Origin of the sequence: Thermaerobacillus caldiproteolyticus (genome assembly GCF_015326725.1) — a bacterium.
In the GTDB taxonomy this organism is placed as follows: Bacteria; Bacillota; Bacilli; order Bacillales; family Anoxybacillaceae; genus Thermaerobacillus; species Thermaerobacillus caldiproteolyticus.
This window is the reverse complement of sequence record NZ_CP064060.1, coordinates 1417686-1433947: the sequence shown is the minus strand read 5'-3', so window position 1 is coordinate 1433947 and position 16262 is coordinate 1417686. Positions and strand designations below refer to the sequence as shown.

Annotated in this window: 14 protein-coding genes and 1 pseudogene; 10 read left to right on the top strand and 5 right to left on the bottom strand. The window is 40.1% G+C overall.

From position 1 onward, the window contains the following. The first annotated feature begins 105 nt into the window (after positions 1-105). The 4 genes and pseudogenes from ISX45_RS06945 to ISX45_RS06930 all read left to right on the top strand — a co-directional run bounded on the left by ISX45_RS06945 (position 106) and on the right by ISX45_RS06930 (position 3320). Positions 106-2100, top strand: a complete 1995-nt coding sequence (locus ISX45_RS06945; RefSeq protein ID WP_194520638.1) for a transglycosylase domain-containing protein — start codon at positions 106-108, stop codon at positions 2098-2100. A 108-nt stretch (positions 2101-2208) separates the two neighbouring features. After that, the gene (locus ISX45_RS06940) at positions 2209-2361 is read left to right on the top strand and encodes a DUF2639 domain-containing protein (RefSeq protein WP_181556184.1); all 153 of its coding nucleotides are present in this window, start codon (positions 2209-2211) and stop codon (positions 2359-2361) included. A 103-nt stretch (positions 2362-2464) separates the two neighbouring features. Beyond that, positions 2465-2650, top strand: a pseudogene (locus ISX45_RS06935) (NETI motif-containing protein); the annotation flags it as partial. Between the two features lie 454 nt (positions 2651-3104). After that, positions 3105-3320, top strand: coding sequence for a DUF6501 family protein (locus tag ISX45_RS06930; protein WP_181556182.1), 216 nt, complete (start codon positions 3105-3107; stop codon positions 3318-3320). 70 nt (positions 3321-3390) lie between these two features. Here the strand turns inward: ISX45_RS06930 and ISX45_RS06925 are convergent, their stop codons facing one another. The 4 genes from ISX45_RS06925 to ISX45_RS06910 form a co-directional block, all read right to left on the bottom strand. After that, positions 3391-4581 carry an MFS transporter gene (locus ISX45_RS06925; protein WP_220129503.1) on the bottom strand — a complete coding sequence of 397 codons (1191 nt, stop codon included), beginning with the start codon at positions 4579-4581 and terminating at the stop codon, positions 3391-3393. 179 nt (positions 4582-4760) lie between these two features. Further along, positions 4761-5900 (bottom strand): Ger(x)C family spore germination protein, encoded by a 1140-nt coding sequence (locus tag ISX45_RS06920; RefSeq protein ID WP_194520355.1) that lies wholly within the window; start codon positions 5898-5900, stop codon positions 4761-4763. Then, on the bottom strand, positions 5897-7423 hold the full coding sequence (locus ISX45_RS06915; protein WP_194520354.1) for a spore germination protein: 1527 nt from the start codon (positions 7421-7423) through the stop codon (positions 5897-5899). The genes ISX45_RS06920 and ISX45_RS06915 overlap by 4 nt, the downstream gene beginning before the upstream one ends. Before the next feature lie 2 nt (positions 7424-7425). Beyond that, the gene (locus ISX45_RS06910; protein WP_194520353.1) at positions 7426-8511 is read right to left on the bottom strand and encodes an endospore germination permease; all 1086 of its coding nucleotides are present in this window, start codon (positions 8509-8511) and stop codon (positions 7426-7428) included. A gap of 311 nt (positions 8512-8822) precedes the next feature. Here ISX45_RS06910 and ISX45_RS06905 point away from each other — a divergent pair, with 311 nt between their 5' ends. The 3 genes from ISX45_RS06905 to ISX45_RS06895 all read left to right on the top strand — a co-directional run bounded on the left by ISX45_RS06905 (position 8823) and on the right by ISX45_RS06895 (position 11478). After that, on the top strand, positions 8823-9755 hold the full coding sequence (locus ISX45_RS06905) for a DMT family transporter (protein WP_194520352.1): 933 nt from the start codon (positions 8823-8825) through the stop codon (positions 9753-9755). Next, the gene (locus ISX45_RS06900; protein WP_181556176.1) at positions 9736-10668 is read left to right on the top strand and encodes a DMT family transporter; all 933 of its coding nucleotides are present in this window, start codon (positions 9736-9738) and stop codon (positions 10666-10668) included. Before ISX45_RS06905 ends, ISX45_RS06900 begins: the two co-directional genes overlap by 20 nt. Positions 10669-10800: 132 nt before the next feature. Beyond that, complete coding sequence (locus ISX45_RS06895; RefSeq protein ID WP_194520351.1) at positions 10801-11478, top strand: YetF domain-containing protein; 678 nt, start codon at positions 10801-10803, stop codon at positions 11476-11478. A 47-nt stretch (positions 11479-11525) separates the two neighbouring features. Here the strand turns inward: ISX45_RS06895 and ISX45_RS06890 are convergent, their stop codons facing one another. Further along, on the bottom strand, positions 11526-12782 hold the full coding sequence (locus ISX45_RS06890; RefSeq protein WP_194520350.1) for an ATP-binding protein: 1257 nt from the start codon (positions 12780-12782) through the stop codon (positions 11526-11528). 200 nt (positions 12783-12982) lie between these two features. Between ISX45_RS06890 and ISX45_RS06885 the strand changes: the two genes are divergently transcribed. Genes ISX45_RS06885 through ISX45_RS06875 form a run of 3 tightly spaced genes read left to right on the top strand, consistent with a single transcriptional unit; the run spans position 12983 to position 16230 of the window. Then, positions 12983-13372 (top strand): GntR family transcriptional regulator, encoded by a 390-nt coding sequence (locus ISX45_RS06885; protein WP_181556173.1) that lies wholly within the window; start codon positions 12983-12985, stop codon positions 13370-13372. Next, positions 13365-14264, top strand: coding sequence for an ABC transporter ATP-binding protein (locus ISX45_RS06880; protein ID WP_181556172.1), 900 nt, complete (start codon positions 13365-13367; stop codon positions 14262-14264). Before ISX45_RS06885 ends, ISX45_RS06880 begins: the two co-directional genes overlap by 8 nt. Beyond that, positions 14239-16230 (top strand): DUF6449 domain-containing protein, encoded by a 1992-nt coding sequence (locus ISX45_RS06875; RefSeq protein ID WP_228485659.1) that lies wholly within the window; start codon positions 14239-14241, stop codon positions 16228-16230. The genes ISX45_RS06880 and ISX45_RS06875 overlap by 26 nt, the downstream gene beginning before the upstream one ends. Positions 16231-16262: the final 32 nt, after the last annotated feature.

Below are 16262 nucleotides of genomic sequence, written 5' to 3'. Positions count from 1 at the left end.
ATAGCTGCTGCCATCGAATCGTATAAAAGCGACAGAATAGGGGGGATTCGGTTGGAAGAAAGTCGAGTATTGAAAAGAAAGAAACAAAAACGAAAAAAGGGAAAAATGTGGATTATTTGGACTGCGGCTGCTTTGATTGTTTGCAGTTTTGCTGCAATTCAATTCTATATTGCTACGCGTGATATTGGTGCTCTTGCAGAGCCGCTTCCAGCTCCTACGATGATTTATGACCGAAACGGAAAGGTGGCTAGTAAAATTTCTGTGGCAAAGATGGATCCGGTATCGATCGATCGCATACCAAATCATTTTTTAGAAGCGGTTGTTGCGACAGAAGATCACCGTTTTTATGAACATGATGGCATCGATTATCAAGGAATTTTACGTGCGCTCATTCGCAATATCGAAGCAGGTGAATGGGTCGAAGGCGGTAGCACGATCACCCAGCAACTAGCGAAAAACGTCTTTTTAACGAATGAAAAAACGTTGCGGAGAAAATGGGAAGAATGGTTCATCGCCAAAAAGATCGAACGAACATACTCGAAAAAAGATATTTTAGAGATGTATGTCAATCGAGTTTATTTTGGAGAAGGGGCGTGGGGTGTAAAAAAAGCAGCAGAGACGTATTTTGGAAAGGATGTTTCTGATTTAACTGTGAGCGAATCAGCGCTATTAGCGGGGCTCATTAAAGCCCCTTCTTCTCTTTCTCCGTTCAAACATTACGAAAAGGCGATGGCGAGGAGAAATATCGTTCTCGGTTTAATGAAAGAACAAGGATTTATCGATGAGAAGACGTTTTTACGTGCGAAACAAGAAAAAATTGTATTGCGAAAAGAAAAGACGGATCCATATCAAGGAAAATATCCGTATTATGTCGACCATCTCATCGATGAGGCAATATATCAATACCATTTGACGCAAAGCGAAGTGCTTTCTGGGGGATTGCGTATTTATACCGAACTTGACCAACATATGCAACAAGCATTAGAAGCGGTATACAAAAACGATGAACTTTTCCCGAAAGGAACGAATGACCAGCTTGTTCAAAGCGGGGCGGTGTTACTTGACCCGAGATCGGGTGGGATTACTGCTTTGATTGGTGGTCGAGGTGAGCATGTCTTTCGCGGATTTAACCGGGCGACTCAATTGAAGCGACAGCCCGGCTCGACGATGAAACCACTCGCTGTATATACACCAGCGCTAGAACAAGGGTATCACATCTTTGACGAACTAAAAGACGAACCGATGGACTTTAACGGTTACCGTCCAGAAAACTACGATCATACGTATCGTGGGCGTGTGACGATGTATGAGGCTGTCGTTCATTCCCTCAACGTTCCGGCGGTATGGCTTCTTGATCAAATTGGGCTTGAGAAAGGGGTAAACGCTGTTCAACGATTTGGGATTCCTCTTGAAGAAGAAGATCATTATTTAGGAATAGCTTTAGGCGGACTACAACATGGGGTGTCACCATTACAAATGGCCGAAGCCTATTCCGTTTTTCCAAATGAAGGAGTTCGAACAGAGGCACACATCATTACAAAAATTATTGATCAAAATGGAAACGAAATTGCTAAATGGAAGAAACACGCAGTGCGAGTGACAACGAAAGAAGCAGCACAAAAAATGACGTTTATGCTTCAAGGAGTTATGAAAGAAGGAACGGGAAAGCGTGCAAATATTCCTGGAAGAGCATTGGCAGGAAAAACTGGCTCAACCCAAGTTCCGCTTGGTAGTATCAACGGTGTTAAAGATCAGTGGTTTGTCGGATTCACCCCGCAACTTGTAGGGGCAGTATGGCTCGGATATGATCGGACAGACGAACATCATTATTTACAAACGACGAGCAGTCAAACGGTAGCGGTGATTTTTCGTGAAATTATGGAAAAAGCTCTCGAAGGAATACCGCCAAAATCATTTTCGTACTCCATGCTGAAAACAGAAAAACGTCAATTACAGAAATTTTATGAACAAAGAGAGAAAGAAAAAGAAGAGAAGAAGCGTGAAAAAGAGTATCCATCAAGACCGAGAAAAGTGAAGGAAAAGCTGCCACACCATCCCCATGAAAAGAAACAAAAAGAAAAAAGTCATAAGCATGAATAAGTAGAGAAGCGGATTGGTTGAATTAAGCCAATCCGTTTTTCTTATCGTTCTAACGAGAATATTTCGATCATATATATAGGACAAGTTCAGAGGAAAGGGGTTTTTCACATGGCGCACTTTGGTTCCAAAGGCTGGCTTGTGAAGCAACTGAAGGACGTCGGAATTCGGCGTCATCCGGTTGAACTGAAAAAATTAGAAACGTATAAGTCATCAATTTTGTATGGGCTATATAAAAAATATGTGATGAAAAAATTGAGTTAACCGGGCGAATTTTTCGTTCGGTTTGTTTTTTAGAAACAGATAGGTGATTATAATAGATAGGTAAGGAAGAAAGGAACGGTGGAGAAATGGATAAAAAAAAAAAAAGAAAACGTTTGAAGTAGGGGCGAATGAAACGATTGAACAATGTCTACAGCGCATGAAGGACGAAGGATATGCTCCGATACGACGTGTTGAAGAGCCGATCTTTCATGAAGTGGAAAGGAACGGAGAGCGGATCATTGAACCGTGCGGAAGAAAAGTAATTTTCGAAGGAATACGCAACGAATAAACCAGAATACCTCCTAGGGCATTCTGGTTATTCTTGCAAATCCCGTGTTTTTTGGCGATTCGATGCTCCCCGGTAGGGTTGCCGCTGGATGATTCATATCCAACTCGATATGCATAGTTTTTCGGCGCATGAACAGCGTTGTGCATGTTATATTGCTCTAAATCTTGTTGGAATTGGCGATCACTTAGATGTTTTTCTATCGATCATTATATGATGCGCCAATCGACAGTATTATGTGAACATTGTTAAACGAACATAAAAATACTCCTTTCCTTTCACTTCAAAATCAGTGTCATTCTCTCTTTTATTACCAAAGCAAATCATCCTTTTTTCGCTTTTTCTATTGTCTGCAAACATAAATATCGATAAAATGGGATTAGTTTAAGGCGGAGCGATTGTTCTTTCGCTCAGGCGTGAGCCTTTTGACCATCATAGCTGAAAAGGGGAGACAAATATGATTCATCACACTTGGTTGAAACGTCCAACCATGAAAAAAGTAAAATGTGTACATACGAATGCGGAAAAGTACATCGTTGACCATGTGTTAACACCGGGAAAAACGTATGAAGTGAAAAATGAAACGGAAGAATTTTATTTTATCATCGATAACACCGGCAAAGTCGGTGGTTTTTACAAAGATTATTTTGAAGTAGTAGAAGAGGCGAAATAAAATCGCCTCTGAAATATTTTGCTGTTATGAAACAAGGCTGTCTTTGTTCTTCACGGAGACAGTCTTTTACCTATTGAGAAACGAGTGCTTTCTCTTTCGGTAACCACCATGTGAGTACTCCGAGCAGCGGAAGAAAGCTGCACAATATCATAAGAATGTTCAAATTATACAAATCAGCAATTTTTCCAAGAACAACAGCCCCAAGCGCCCCCATCCCAAACGCGAGACCAACGATCAGCCCCGACGCCATACCGACATTTCCGGGAAGCAATTCTTGAGCATACACGACAAATGTGGAAAAACTTAATGATAAAATAAACCCAGCAAGAAAAACGACAGGCAGTATCCATGCAAGCGGAAGATACGGAAGCATGAGGGCAAACGGTGCAGTGCCGAGTGTCGAAAATAACATTAAATTTCGTTTTCCAAATCGATCTGCTAGAGGTCCGCCTACAAATGTACCGATTGCTCCGGCGATCATAAATACAAACAAATAAACCTGTGCTTCTTGAATCGGCACATGATAGTGTTTCATCAAATAAAATTGATAATAGTTTGAAATGCCAGCGGAGTACCATGACCGCGCAAACACTAAAAAGATTAATAGCGACAAAGCGAAGATGATATTTTGGCGTTGTCTTGGATTTGCTTTGTCGGCTTTCGCCTGTTTACGAATGGTTCCGTATTGTTTGAGGCGGTTAGAATACCATCGTGACACGCGAAACAAAAGGACGATACCAAAAGCAGCAATAACGGTGAACCAAACCGCGCCTTTTTGCCCAAACGGAACAAAAATCAGTGCCGTAAATAGTGGAGCAAGGGCATTCCCCGTATTCCCGCCCACTTGGTAAATGGATTGGGCAAATCCTCTTCTTGCTCCTGCTGCAAAATATACAACGCGTGATCCTTCCGGATGAAAAATGGCTGAGCCGAACCCTACAAACAAGACGGATAATAAGACAAAGAAAAAATGCGGTGCAAACGCAAGCCCTACCATGCCCAGCAAGCTCGCTGCCATTCCGAGCGGAAGAAAGTAAGGAGAAGGGGTTCGGTCCGTAAAAAAGCCGACAACCGGTTGCATCACCGAGGAAGTCATATTTAACGTAAATGCGATCCATCCGATGGCCGTATATGATAAATTCATTGATTTCTCCAAAATCGGAAACAGGGCAGGAATGACCGCTTGCATCGAGTCGTTTAATAAGTGACCAATACTAATGGCAATTAAAATGGGATATACCGTTGTATGTACTCCTGTCATACGTTGAAGATTTGTTTCCACGTTTCTCCATCCTCCTTATCGTTTTCAAAAAAAATCCCCTTCGTGGAAAGCGAAGGGAGGCATTTTATTCTTTATTCCATTATAACCCATTTGATGATGGTCGCAATAAAAAGGTTTTTTACAAATAGCATATGTTTCACAAACATAGAGATACATTATTATCTTAGTTTCTCTTTCCCAGATGTATCAATTGAAATTTCTACTTTAATCTTTTTTAAATTTTCGTCTGTTAATGGAATCTTTCCGTTTTCGGAAAACTTCTTCCAATCTTCTGAGTTTTTGCGATACATCACTTCAGAGAGATTAAGGATATCAATATCATATTTTATCCCTAACTTGTAGAGGCTTCTTATTTCATCTTCCACTGCTTTTTGTGCCAAGCGAATTAATTGTGTTTCTGTTAATTTTTCCCTTAACTCAAGCACACTTCCACTGCCGGATACCTCTATGTTAAATACAGGAGTATTTCCTTTGATTTGGTAGGAAATCTTTGAATTAGGATTAAGAACATTTATAGATGCAACTACTTTGTTTCCTTTTTTTACATAAATGGGAGTTCTGCTTATTTTTTTTTCAAGCCACCTGATTCCCAGCAACTTAGAGCGATCAATGCATTTTTGAAGCTCATAGTGATCAACAAAGCAAATTCCTTTTAAATTTAACATCGATTTTTCTTTATTATTTTCCTCCCAATTACGCGTAGTAATGTTGAGATAAGGGAGCCGCGCTGTTTTTGAAGCTTCATTGATATCAGCTATAAAAAGATTTAAGCGAATCGGCCGAATAAATGAACTTTGTTTAAAAATCTCTTCAGGATTTGATAATAAAGAATAGTATGGGGTTGTATGCAAAAATGGTGTTGTCTCAAAAAGTTTTTTTAATGGCTCATCTGTCGCATAAACCCATATTGTATGCCTAATTTCGTTATATCGGTTTAAAACATCTAAGACGTCTTGCAGTACTGCTTTCTTCAGCGCTCTTTTTGTAAACACGATACTTTTCGCATGCCCCCATGATACCCTTCGTTGAATCGAAGTATACAGCTTATCGGTTGCAATATTAAACGTTTCGCCTGTGGCTTTTCCAACGACAACGGATGTTTTTTCCTGAGTACCTCCAGTTTCCACTTTTGCTAATCCGGTGAAGCTAAAGAGCTGAACATAAACGATAAAATGATCATCTTTATAATCAACACCTATGGAATCAACATACACCAGATGATCAATATTTTGTGCTCCCCAGCACCCTGTCAGCAAAAATATAGAGATCATAAGGGGAAAGGCGGTTTTGAATTTCAATTCGCTCCCCCCTTCGATGTATCGTCCTGCGGTTTTACCAAACCCGCCCTTTTTTTGAATAGTTTCCAACCATTTGGGATTAAGGGTTTCAAAATATCCATGGTTGGTGGAGAGAATGGAGTAAGATATGGAATTCCAAATATAGTTAAATTTGCTGTATATGTTAAAAGTAAAAATAAAGAAGCGATAAACCCAAATAACCCTAGTACAGAAGAAGCGATTAAGACAATAAAACGCAACAATGTCACGGTTCCCGATAAGTTTTGATTCACTAATGTAAACGTGGCAATTACGGAAATAGCCGCTACAACAAGGCTTCCCGGTGTCGATAAGCCAGCGTTGACAGCCGATTGTCCAATAATCAATCCGCCGACAACCGATAATGTTTGACCGATCGCTAACGGCAAGCGCATGCCCGCTTCTTTAAAAATTTCGAACAACCCTACCATGATAAACATTTCGAGTGGAGTAGGTAGCGGTACTCCTTGCCTTGAAAGCACAATGGTTGCTAAGAGAGTGAATGGTATTTCGTCTTGATGAAACGATAATAAGGAGACCCAAAATCCGGGTAAATAAATAGACACAGAAACGCCCAACAAGCGAAGGAGTCTCTGAAAAATGACGAAGATAGGTAATGTAACGGTATCTTCCGATGTATTCAGTAAAAACAATAAGTTTCCTGGACCAATAATGACGGTAGGAGCACCGTCTAATAAGATGATAAATCTTCCATTTAATAAACAATTCGCTGCAAAATCCGGCCGTCCTGTGTATGCAAATAACGGAAACAGCGAGAAACTTTTGTCGCCAATCAGTTCTTCCAACTGATTGGTACTCGTAATGGAATCAATATTTACATGTAAAATTCTTTTTTTTACCTCATGAATCATTTCGCGGTTCGCGATATCATCCATGTACATTAATCCCACTTTTGTTTGACTTCTTGTTCCAACGATAAATTGTTCATAAAAGAGCTTATGAGATTTCACTCGCTTGCGGATGAGTGCGACGTTTTTCGAAATTTCCTCAATAAAACCGTCTTTCGGACCGCGGATTGACACTTCCGTGTTCGGCTCTTCCGGGTTGCGGTTCGGCGGATTGGCAAGCGTAAGGGAATATAAAACATCCGCTTCTTGAAAGTAGACTAATAAATCACCGTTAAAGAGAAGATAGTTCAGATCATCAATCAGCACTTCTTTTCCAATCAACTCCATTGGCATCAGTTTATTTGCTTCAATTTCCTCCACCGACTGGCAAGGATATTCGCGGCACATTTCGCGAAACATTGGAAATATAGCCTGTTTCATAAGCTGGGTATCACACAGCTCCTCACAATAGACAAACGCTAAGGTAAGTGTGCCGCTTGCGGTTTTTGCCGGTTGAATCGTCGAAGTAAGAATTGCGACATCTTTGCAATTAGAAAAATGATCGCGCAAAGTTTGCTCGGAAATGATGAGTGTTTCCTGTCCGCTATGATCATTTTTATTATTTCTGATTTGTGGTGCTCTTGAAGGAATTTGCATGATTAAGCTCTCCTCTTTTTTAAATATGAAATGAGTGCCAATATTCCAATGAATAAAGAGAGAGATAGAATGGATAGCAGCGAAAGCGGTAAAACAAATTTATATAGCAAATCTAAAAATTTGTCGTCGCTGATTGGAATCAATGCGGCTAAAAAAATGGTGATATAAATTACGATTAGAATCCATAATCGTGATTTTTTATCCGTTACATGAAATAGCTCTGGTATAAGCGCAGTAACCAGAGAAATGCGGATAAACGCTCCAGACATCCACTGATAAACAGAAAGAAAATCAAGATATTCAATGTACGTTCCTAATTTGATTAATCGCCATTGTTCAAACGCCGGGTAACGTAAATTCGCTGCTTCTTTCGGTCCGAATTCAATAATCGCACCAATCGTTGGACCAATGCATAAGCTTGCGGCGAGAACACTAATGATGAAAAGTGCTGTAAAAGAAAATCGAGCTTGAAGATGATGTTGCATGAATAGAATAATAAAAATTTCTACATATCCGGCACCGACATAAATCATCCCTTGTAAAACAGGAGTAAAGCCATTTTCCATGATTGGCTTTAATAATGAATAATCTTTATGCGGCGCGGTTGCGATCATCACTAAAATCCCAAAAAGAATGACAAACGGAAAAATAATGACCGCCGTCTTTGCGATGGATGGTATGCCATAATAGGCGTTATAAAAGCACATCGCTGTAATGGTTAACAAAACAGCCCAATCGGGTGTGCGCGTTAAGTAGGTAGTAGTAGTAAACGTAACCGTGTCACTGAGCGTAATATAGCCTATAACAAGTAATAATAGACTTCCAACAATAGACACAAAATATGCAATGGCACTTTTAAATTCGTTTTTTAACCATAAGAATAAATTCATTTGATTGGATTGCTTAATGACAAAGTACAAAAGCGGAAGCCACAATGGCAATGCAACAAGGGCTGTGAGTGCCGAAATCCACGCATCACGGCCGGCTGCGTCTAATAGCAACGGGATCACAATAACATGATTCATTAGCCCAATCGATAACATAAATATACAAACCAGTTGTACTGTACTTAACGAACGATTATTCACAGCGGACACCTTTCTTTGGCTAACTATGTTGCTATTTTTTCCAAAAGAGGCAATGCCTATTCTTTTTCGTAATATACATGAAATAATATACAAAAATAGTAATGTGTATTTGACGATAATTTGATACAATGAAACAAAATTCAGTGATATTCATATAGGGAAAGGATGGGAACGATGAGAATGTATTGCGATTTATTTGAAAACGATCAACCTGCTGTTCACTTTTAAGACGAGGTGAGCAGCTAGTAACCGCGCCTCGTCTTAGGGATGATGGTGTTTTTAAATCCCTATGAGGACGGAGGTTTGTTTCAATGAAAAATACATTTTTCGGCGCTTTATATTTATCGTTAGCAGCTAGCATCTGGGGCGGGATGTATGTTGTCAGCAAATATGTCCTCGATTTCGTTCCGCCATTTACGTTAGTGTGGCTTCGTTATGTCATCGCGTTCGTTGTTTTATTCGGGATATTAAAAGTCCATCAATATAAAACAAAAACGAGTATTTCCATTGGAAAACAAGATTGGTTTTTGTTAGGATGGATCGGCTTTATCGGCTATTTTGTTTCCATCTCATTGCAGTTTATCGGAACAAAATTATCTGATGCGCATACCGGAGCGTTAATCACGTCAGCAACTCCGGCGTTTATTATCTTGTTTGCAAGATTTGTTTTAAATGAGTTGATTACCTTGAGAAAAGCCATTGCTCTTTTGCTGGCTTCCATTGGAGTTATCATCGTCATCGGTTTTGACAATAGCGGTGGATCATCATTTTGGGGAAATATAGTGTTACTTGGGGCAGCGCTGACATGGGCGCTTTTATCTGTGTATGTGAAAGTGGCCTCCACTCGCTTTTCGGTCTTGACGATCACAACATATGCCATTTGGTTTGCCTTATTATTCACTACCCCGATTATGCTTTGGGAACTACATGAACAACCTGTTTCTTTTCCTAACATGATCGTTGTATTTGGAATACTGTATCTTGGAATTATTTCGACAGCAGGGGCGTTTTTTCTCTGGAATAAAGGAATGGAAATGATGGATGCGGGGATCGGCTCGTTATTTTTCTTTTTTCAGCCGCTCGTCGGCGCTGTTTTTGGCTTTTTGTTTTTACATGAACAGATGACCGCTTCGTTTTATTTAGGCGGGCTGCTGATTATCATAGGGGTGTTTATTGCCGTTATGTCTCCTATCCATCATCGTCAGTCAAAAGAAGGGAAGAATTATGGTCGCTCAAGTCTCTAATCGAATAAAAGGACTAATAATGGTCATCACCGGTGCAACGCTTTGGGGATTATCAGGGACAGCGGCACAAGTGTTATTTCAAGAAAAGCAAATAACCGCAGAATGGCTTGTCGTTGTGCGAATGATTCTTGCAGGAAGCGTATTACTATTGTTTGCGGCATACAAACGGATGGCAATATTTTCGCTCTGGACCGACATCAAAAGCGTAGTAAATTTATTATTGTTTGGATTTGTCGGCATGCTTGGAGTGCAATATACGTATTTTGCATCGATCGCCACCGGCAATGCCGCTACAGCCACGCTATTGCAATACTTAGCTCCTGTATACATTGTTATATACGTGATGGTTGTCCAAAAGCATCGTCCATCGAAAGAGGTGACGTTTGCCATTTTATTAGCCCTTCTAGGAACCTTTCTATTGATTACAAATGGTTCGACAGGAGAATTAAAAGTATCGCTCATTTCTGTCATTTGGGGGATTCTTTCGGGTGTTGCTTTAGCGTTTTATACGTTATCTTCGGCACAGATGTTGAAAAAATGGCACTCCGTCATCGTTGTCGGCTGGGGAATGGTCATCGGTGGGGGAGGCATGTGTTTTATTTTTCCTCCTTTTCCTTTGCCGTCGGTTCACTGGGATATGGAGACATGGCTACTTATCTTATTTGTCGTTGTATTTGGCACTTTATTAGCCTTTTTATTGTTTGTCGAAAGCATTCGCTACTTATCGCCGACGGAATCGAGCCTACTATCTAGCGTAGAGCCGCTATCGGCCGTAGTAGCCTCGATCGCTTTTTTACATGTCCCGTTCGGCCTGTTCCAAACCATTGGAGCTGTTTGCATTACTGTGACGGTTCTCTTGTTGTCTCAGAAAAAAGAGAGACAATCCTCACGTTCGACAACATCTATATTATAAAAAACGAGGGATGTTGACTAGGTCGACATCCCTTGTTTTGTTTATTCAACAAGTAAAATTCTCCTTAGAGGACATAATCAGACTTGCATCCGCTCATAATGAATAATAACGAATGTGCGCAGGAGGGCGGGTATGAAGCTCATTCATCTTACATTAGAACTCGTCACAGGGTTTGTTTTTTTGTTTCTCATTGTCAAAGTGATTGGAAAAAAGCTGATTAACCAGATGACCCCTTTTACGTTTATTTCTGCTCTTGTGTTGGGAGAATTGCTTGGAAATGCACTGTATGATGATCAGATTAGCGTATTTTATGTTATCTATTCAATGGGGATATGGGGACTGTTGCTTTTCCTTGTCGAATATATCGGGCAAAAATTTTTACGCTTTCGTGGCATTGCAGAAGGGAAACCATCAGCTCTGATTAAAAACGGCATTATCGATTGGGAGGAGTTAAAGAAAAATCGAATAACGCTCAATCAATTACAAAGTTTGCTTCGCCAAAACGAAACGTTTTCCATTCGTGAAGTAGCATTTTGTTATTTAGAGGCCAACGGCTCGATCAGCGTGATCAAAAAAGCGAAATATCAAAAAACGATCCGGGAAGATTTTCGTATGCCGCCACAACCTGTTCATGTTCCCGTCACGCTCATTCGCGATGGGGAAGTGCTTTTAGACGAGCTTCGCGATGCAGGAAAAGATGAAATCTGGTTACAACGCGAACTGCGCGCACAAGGAATTTCTAACTATAAAGACGTATTGATTGCCGAATGGCTTGAGGGAGACGGACTATTTGCGCAAACATATGAATAGTACAACAACAAATGAAAAGAGGGCATACATCCCTCTTTTTCTCATGATTAGTTCGTAGCCTTAGGAAACGTAATCGTTAACGTAGTTCCTTTATTTACCTCGCTTTGAATATGCAACATTCCCTGCATCGTTTGAATCATCTTTACAGCTACCATTGTTCCAAGACCGGTTCCCTTTTCTTTTGTACTAAAGTATGGCTCACCAAAACGGCTCACTTGTTCCGCTGTCATTCCCACTCCTGTATCTTTAATGGCAATGATGACATGATTCCCATGCAAGCGGGATGAAATCGTTAATGTTCCTCCATTTGGCATGGCTTCGATGCTGTTTTTTATCAAATTCAAAAAACATTGTTGAAAGTACTGAATATTTCCAACAATCATACCGGGCTGCAGTTCCTCAACAATTTCAATCGAGTTCATATGAGCCATTGGTGCTAACATCTGAACGACCTTTCGCAATTCCATATCTACCATGAGACGTTCCACCTTGTTCGATGCTGGTTTGGCAAAGGTTAAATAATCGTTAATAATTTCTTCCGCTCGATTAATTTCGTCTAAAGCAATTTGAATGTAACGATCTTTTGTATCTTGTGGAAGAGAAGGGGTTTTTAATAATTGAATAAATCCTTTTACAACGGTTAATGGATTGCGAATTTCGTGTGAAATGCTGGCCGCAAGCTGACTAACCACTTCCATTTTCTCGACTTTTACTAGTTTTGAGCGCATCATAATCGCTTCTTTTAATGTTTCCATAATATACACAACAAATAGCATCCCAATCGGAGGAAGCAAGATGAAATAAACAATATAAGAATCCGTTACTGGAAAATGAGCGATGATGATGGCAAGAAACGTGGTAAGAATCGCCAGAAGAAAGGTTAACCAAACCGACATAGAGAGCTTGTTTGGGCGTTTTAATGTCTTAAATGTTGGCGAAATGAGAGCCGTGACGCCAAACATGGTCATATACACTATCGCAGTAAGATGCTCAAACCCGTAAATCAGAAAGCGGGCAGCTAGCAAAATCAGCAGCAAAATAAAGCCGACGATTCCACCACCATACAGTGTGCCTAGAAGAAAAGGAATTTGTCGCAAATCATGAATGCAATGCTCATCAATGTAAATGGGAAATTTCATGCATAAAATTAACGGAAATCCCATGCAAATGGTAAGGAGAGCATTTCTGTATGATTTTCTCTTTTTAAATATCTCCCCGTGATCATAAATAAAGTAAAAAACAAATACGCTCACTAAAATATAAAACAAATTGTTTAATACATGTTGATTTATATAAGCCCCCATATAATATCTCCCATCTACGAAAATTCAACACTATTATTATACGGAAAGAATGCGTTTGAAAAAATAGCTTTTTTATTAAGGAAACAGACATTGCTGCAAAAAGAGAGTTGCTATCATTACCAATTTCTTTTATGATTATAACTGTAATATATGAAATAATACAGTTAGTACGCATGATACATCATGAAAGGAGGAGGGACATGTTCGAACTTGATCTTCGAAGCCGACAACCCATTTACGAGCAGCTGGTTGAAAAAGTGAAAGAGCTTATTATTCACGAAGTATGGAAATCTGACGAACAACTCCCATCTGTTCGTTGGCTGGCAAAAGAATTAACGATTAACCCCAACACCATTCAAAAGGCATACCGCGAACTCGAGCATCAAGGTTATATTTATTCCATCCCGGGGAAGGGGCATTTCGTTGCTCCTCAAGCGAAAACAATGACGAGGGAGAAGGTGGAAACAATGCGGAATGAATTACTTCGTCTCATTTCTGAAGCGTTATATTTAGGGATGAGCAAAGAAGATATTTTGTCCTTGATCGAGCTGGCCGAACAATCGGTGAAAGGAGGCATAAAACATGATTGAAATCATTAACATCGGGAAAGAATTTGATGATCTTGAAGCCATAAAAGGGATTAATATGCATATACAAAAAGGATCGATTTATGGCTTGCTTGGTTCTAACGGTGCTGGAAAAACGACGTTATTGAAAATGATTGCCGGCATTTATCGGCCTGACCGTGGAACAGTCAAGATTAGTCGAGAGCCGGTGTTCGAAAATCCAAACATTAAAAAAAGAGTTTTATTTTTACCAGATGCTCTTTACTTTTTTCCACATGCCACAATTCGACAAATGGCGGACTTTTATAAAAGTATATATCCATCATGGAGCGAAGAACGGTTTGCGCGGTTACAAGACGTATTTCCTCTTGATCTTCATAAAAAAATTCATCGTATGTCGAAAGGAATGCAGCGACAAGCGGCATTTTGGCTCGCCTTTTCCGTCATGCCTGATGTATTAATTCTCGATGAGCCGTTAGACGGGTTAGATGCAGTCATGCGACAAAAAGTAAAAAACTTGCTTGTCCAAGATGTAGCTGAACGTGAAATGACAGTGGTAATTTCATCCCATAATTTGCGAGAGGTTGAAGACCTTTGCGACCATATTGGCATTTTACATCAAGGAGAGCTTCTTATCGAAAAAGAATTAGATGATTTAAAGGCTGATGTTCATAAAATTCAAGTGGCATTTCACGGAGGCATTCCTGCTCGGATTCTTAACGGCCTAGAGATCGTTTATCAAGAACAGCGTGGAAGTGTGCTTTTATGCATTGTGCGTGGAAACAAAGAACAGATTATATCGTATATTAACAAGTTTGAACCAGTCATCTTTGATGTGCTCCCACTGACGTTAGAGGAAATTTTTATTTATGAAATGGGGGATGTCGGCTATGCTTTCGAAAACATTATCGTTTAATCGCGGTATCACCGTTCAAAATCTCCGCCATGTTGGATGGATTGGACTTGTTCATTTGCTCGTTTTATTGGCAGCTGTTCCGCTTCAACTCATTATGTTGTACACAAGAAGAGAGCAAAATGACGCACCTTTTTGGAATAATCTTTTTGAAATATCAGGCTCTTTCCAAGCGGTGGTTGTGTTTACTTTCCCGGTGTTGTTAGCGATCTTTTTATTTCGTTATATGCAGGTGAAAAGTTCTGCCGATTTTATGCATAGTTTACCAATTCGACGGAAAGCGTTATTTTATCAACATACGGCATTAGGAGCATTTCTGTTAGTCATCCCGGTGGTCGTCACTGCCCTTATTACTCTTATTCTTTATTATACACTAGGGATTGACGTGTTGTTTTCCGCCACTGATATTTTCCAATGGGCAGGAGAAATGTGCCTGATGGAGCTGTTCGTCTTTTTTGTCGCCGTATGGATCGGCATGATGACAGGGATGTCGGTGCTGCAAGGAGGGCTTACATATATTTTGCTTCTTTTTCCTGCGGGAATTTCCGTTCTTTTGCTCATGAACATGACATATTTGCTCACTGGGTTTGCCGCTGATTATTATTTGAATCGAGATCTCGAACATATCATTCCGTTTTTCCGATTTATGCGGATCGGCGCAGAACCATTTGCCTTCATCGAAACGTTCGTTTATCTCTTTCTGATCATCGTTTGTTACGTGCTGTCTTTATGGCTATATCAAAAACGTCATAGTGAAGCAGCAAGCCAAGCGCTTGCTTTCCCTGTATTGCGTCCGGTATTTAAATATGGAGTAGCGTTTTGTACAATGCTTGTCGGCGGTTTTTATTTCGGGGAAACACAGCAACAATTCGGCTGGATTATATTCGGATATATGACGTTTTCGATCGTTGGCTTTTTTGTCGCAGAAATGATTATTGAAAAAACATGGCGCGTGTTTGATAAGTGGAAAGGTTATCTCTATTTTTTCGTAGCGATGCTGATCGTTGGTACTTTGCTTCATTTCGATATTACAGGATACGAAAAACGAATTCCGGAGTTAGGAGAAATTGAGCAAGTGTATTTTGGCGATTCTGTTTATGATTTTATCGATAAGAAAAGCGAATACGTGCCTTACATCCAACTAGAACAAGTAAGTCAATTTTTAAAAGAAAAAGAGAATATCAAAAACGTCTACTTGTTCCATCAGCAGCTCATCGAAGATCAACCGATGCCTTCCTCCCGGTCTACAGAAACGAGATACGTTGTCATTGGCTATATTCTCAAAAACGGAGATCGCATGATTCGCTCGTATGAAGTTCCGGTAGAACAATATAAATCATTTTATCGCCCGATCATGGAATCGAAAGAGTATAAGAAAAACTACTATTTTCTTCTTCGTGACAAAGGGGTTTCGCCTGTTCGACAAGTGACAATGCGTAAGGCGGATTCGGGAGAAGAAACGGTCGTGTTAACCGAGCCGAAACAAGTCGAATCATTTTTAACCGCGCTGAAAGCGGATTTGCAAAATGAATCGGTCGATTCGATGCTTGGTAATGTCGGCGTATGGGGCGATATCGAGTTATTACAAAGCGATGGCGATATTCTTCACGTGACATGGAAAAAATCATATATGAACGTTGAACAATGGTTGAAACAGCAAAGATTGCTTTCCAAAGCAAGACTAACTGCAGAAGATGTCGATTACGCGATTGTCGTGAAAAATAAAAATATCGAAGGGAAACCGTTAACTGCTGATCCTCACTTCATACAACGATTATCAGCAAGAACTGATGTTGTACGCATCACCGATAAGAGGAAAATCGACGAATGCTTGCTCCAATCGTCATCGCCACTTGATGAGCGGCATTTGTATATCATTATATTTTATCGTTCTGACGGTTCTGATCCGCAATTGGGCGGCTTTGACGAAAAAAACGTTCCATCATTTATTCGTGAACAATTGCAATAAACCCACAAACGAGGTTAACGATGCTACGTTAG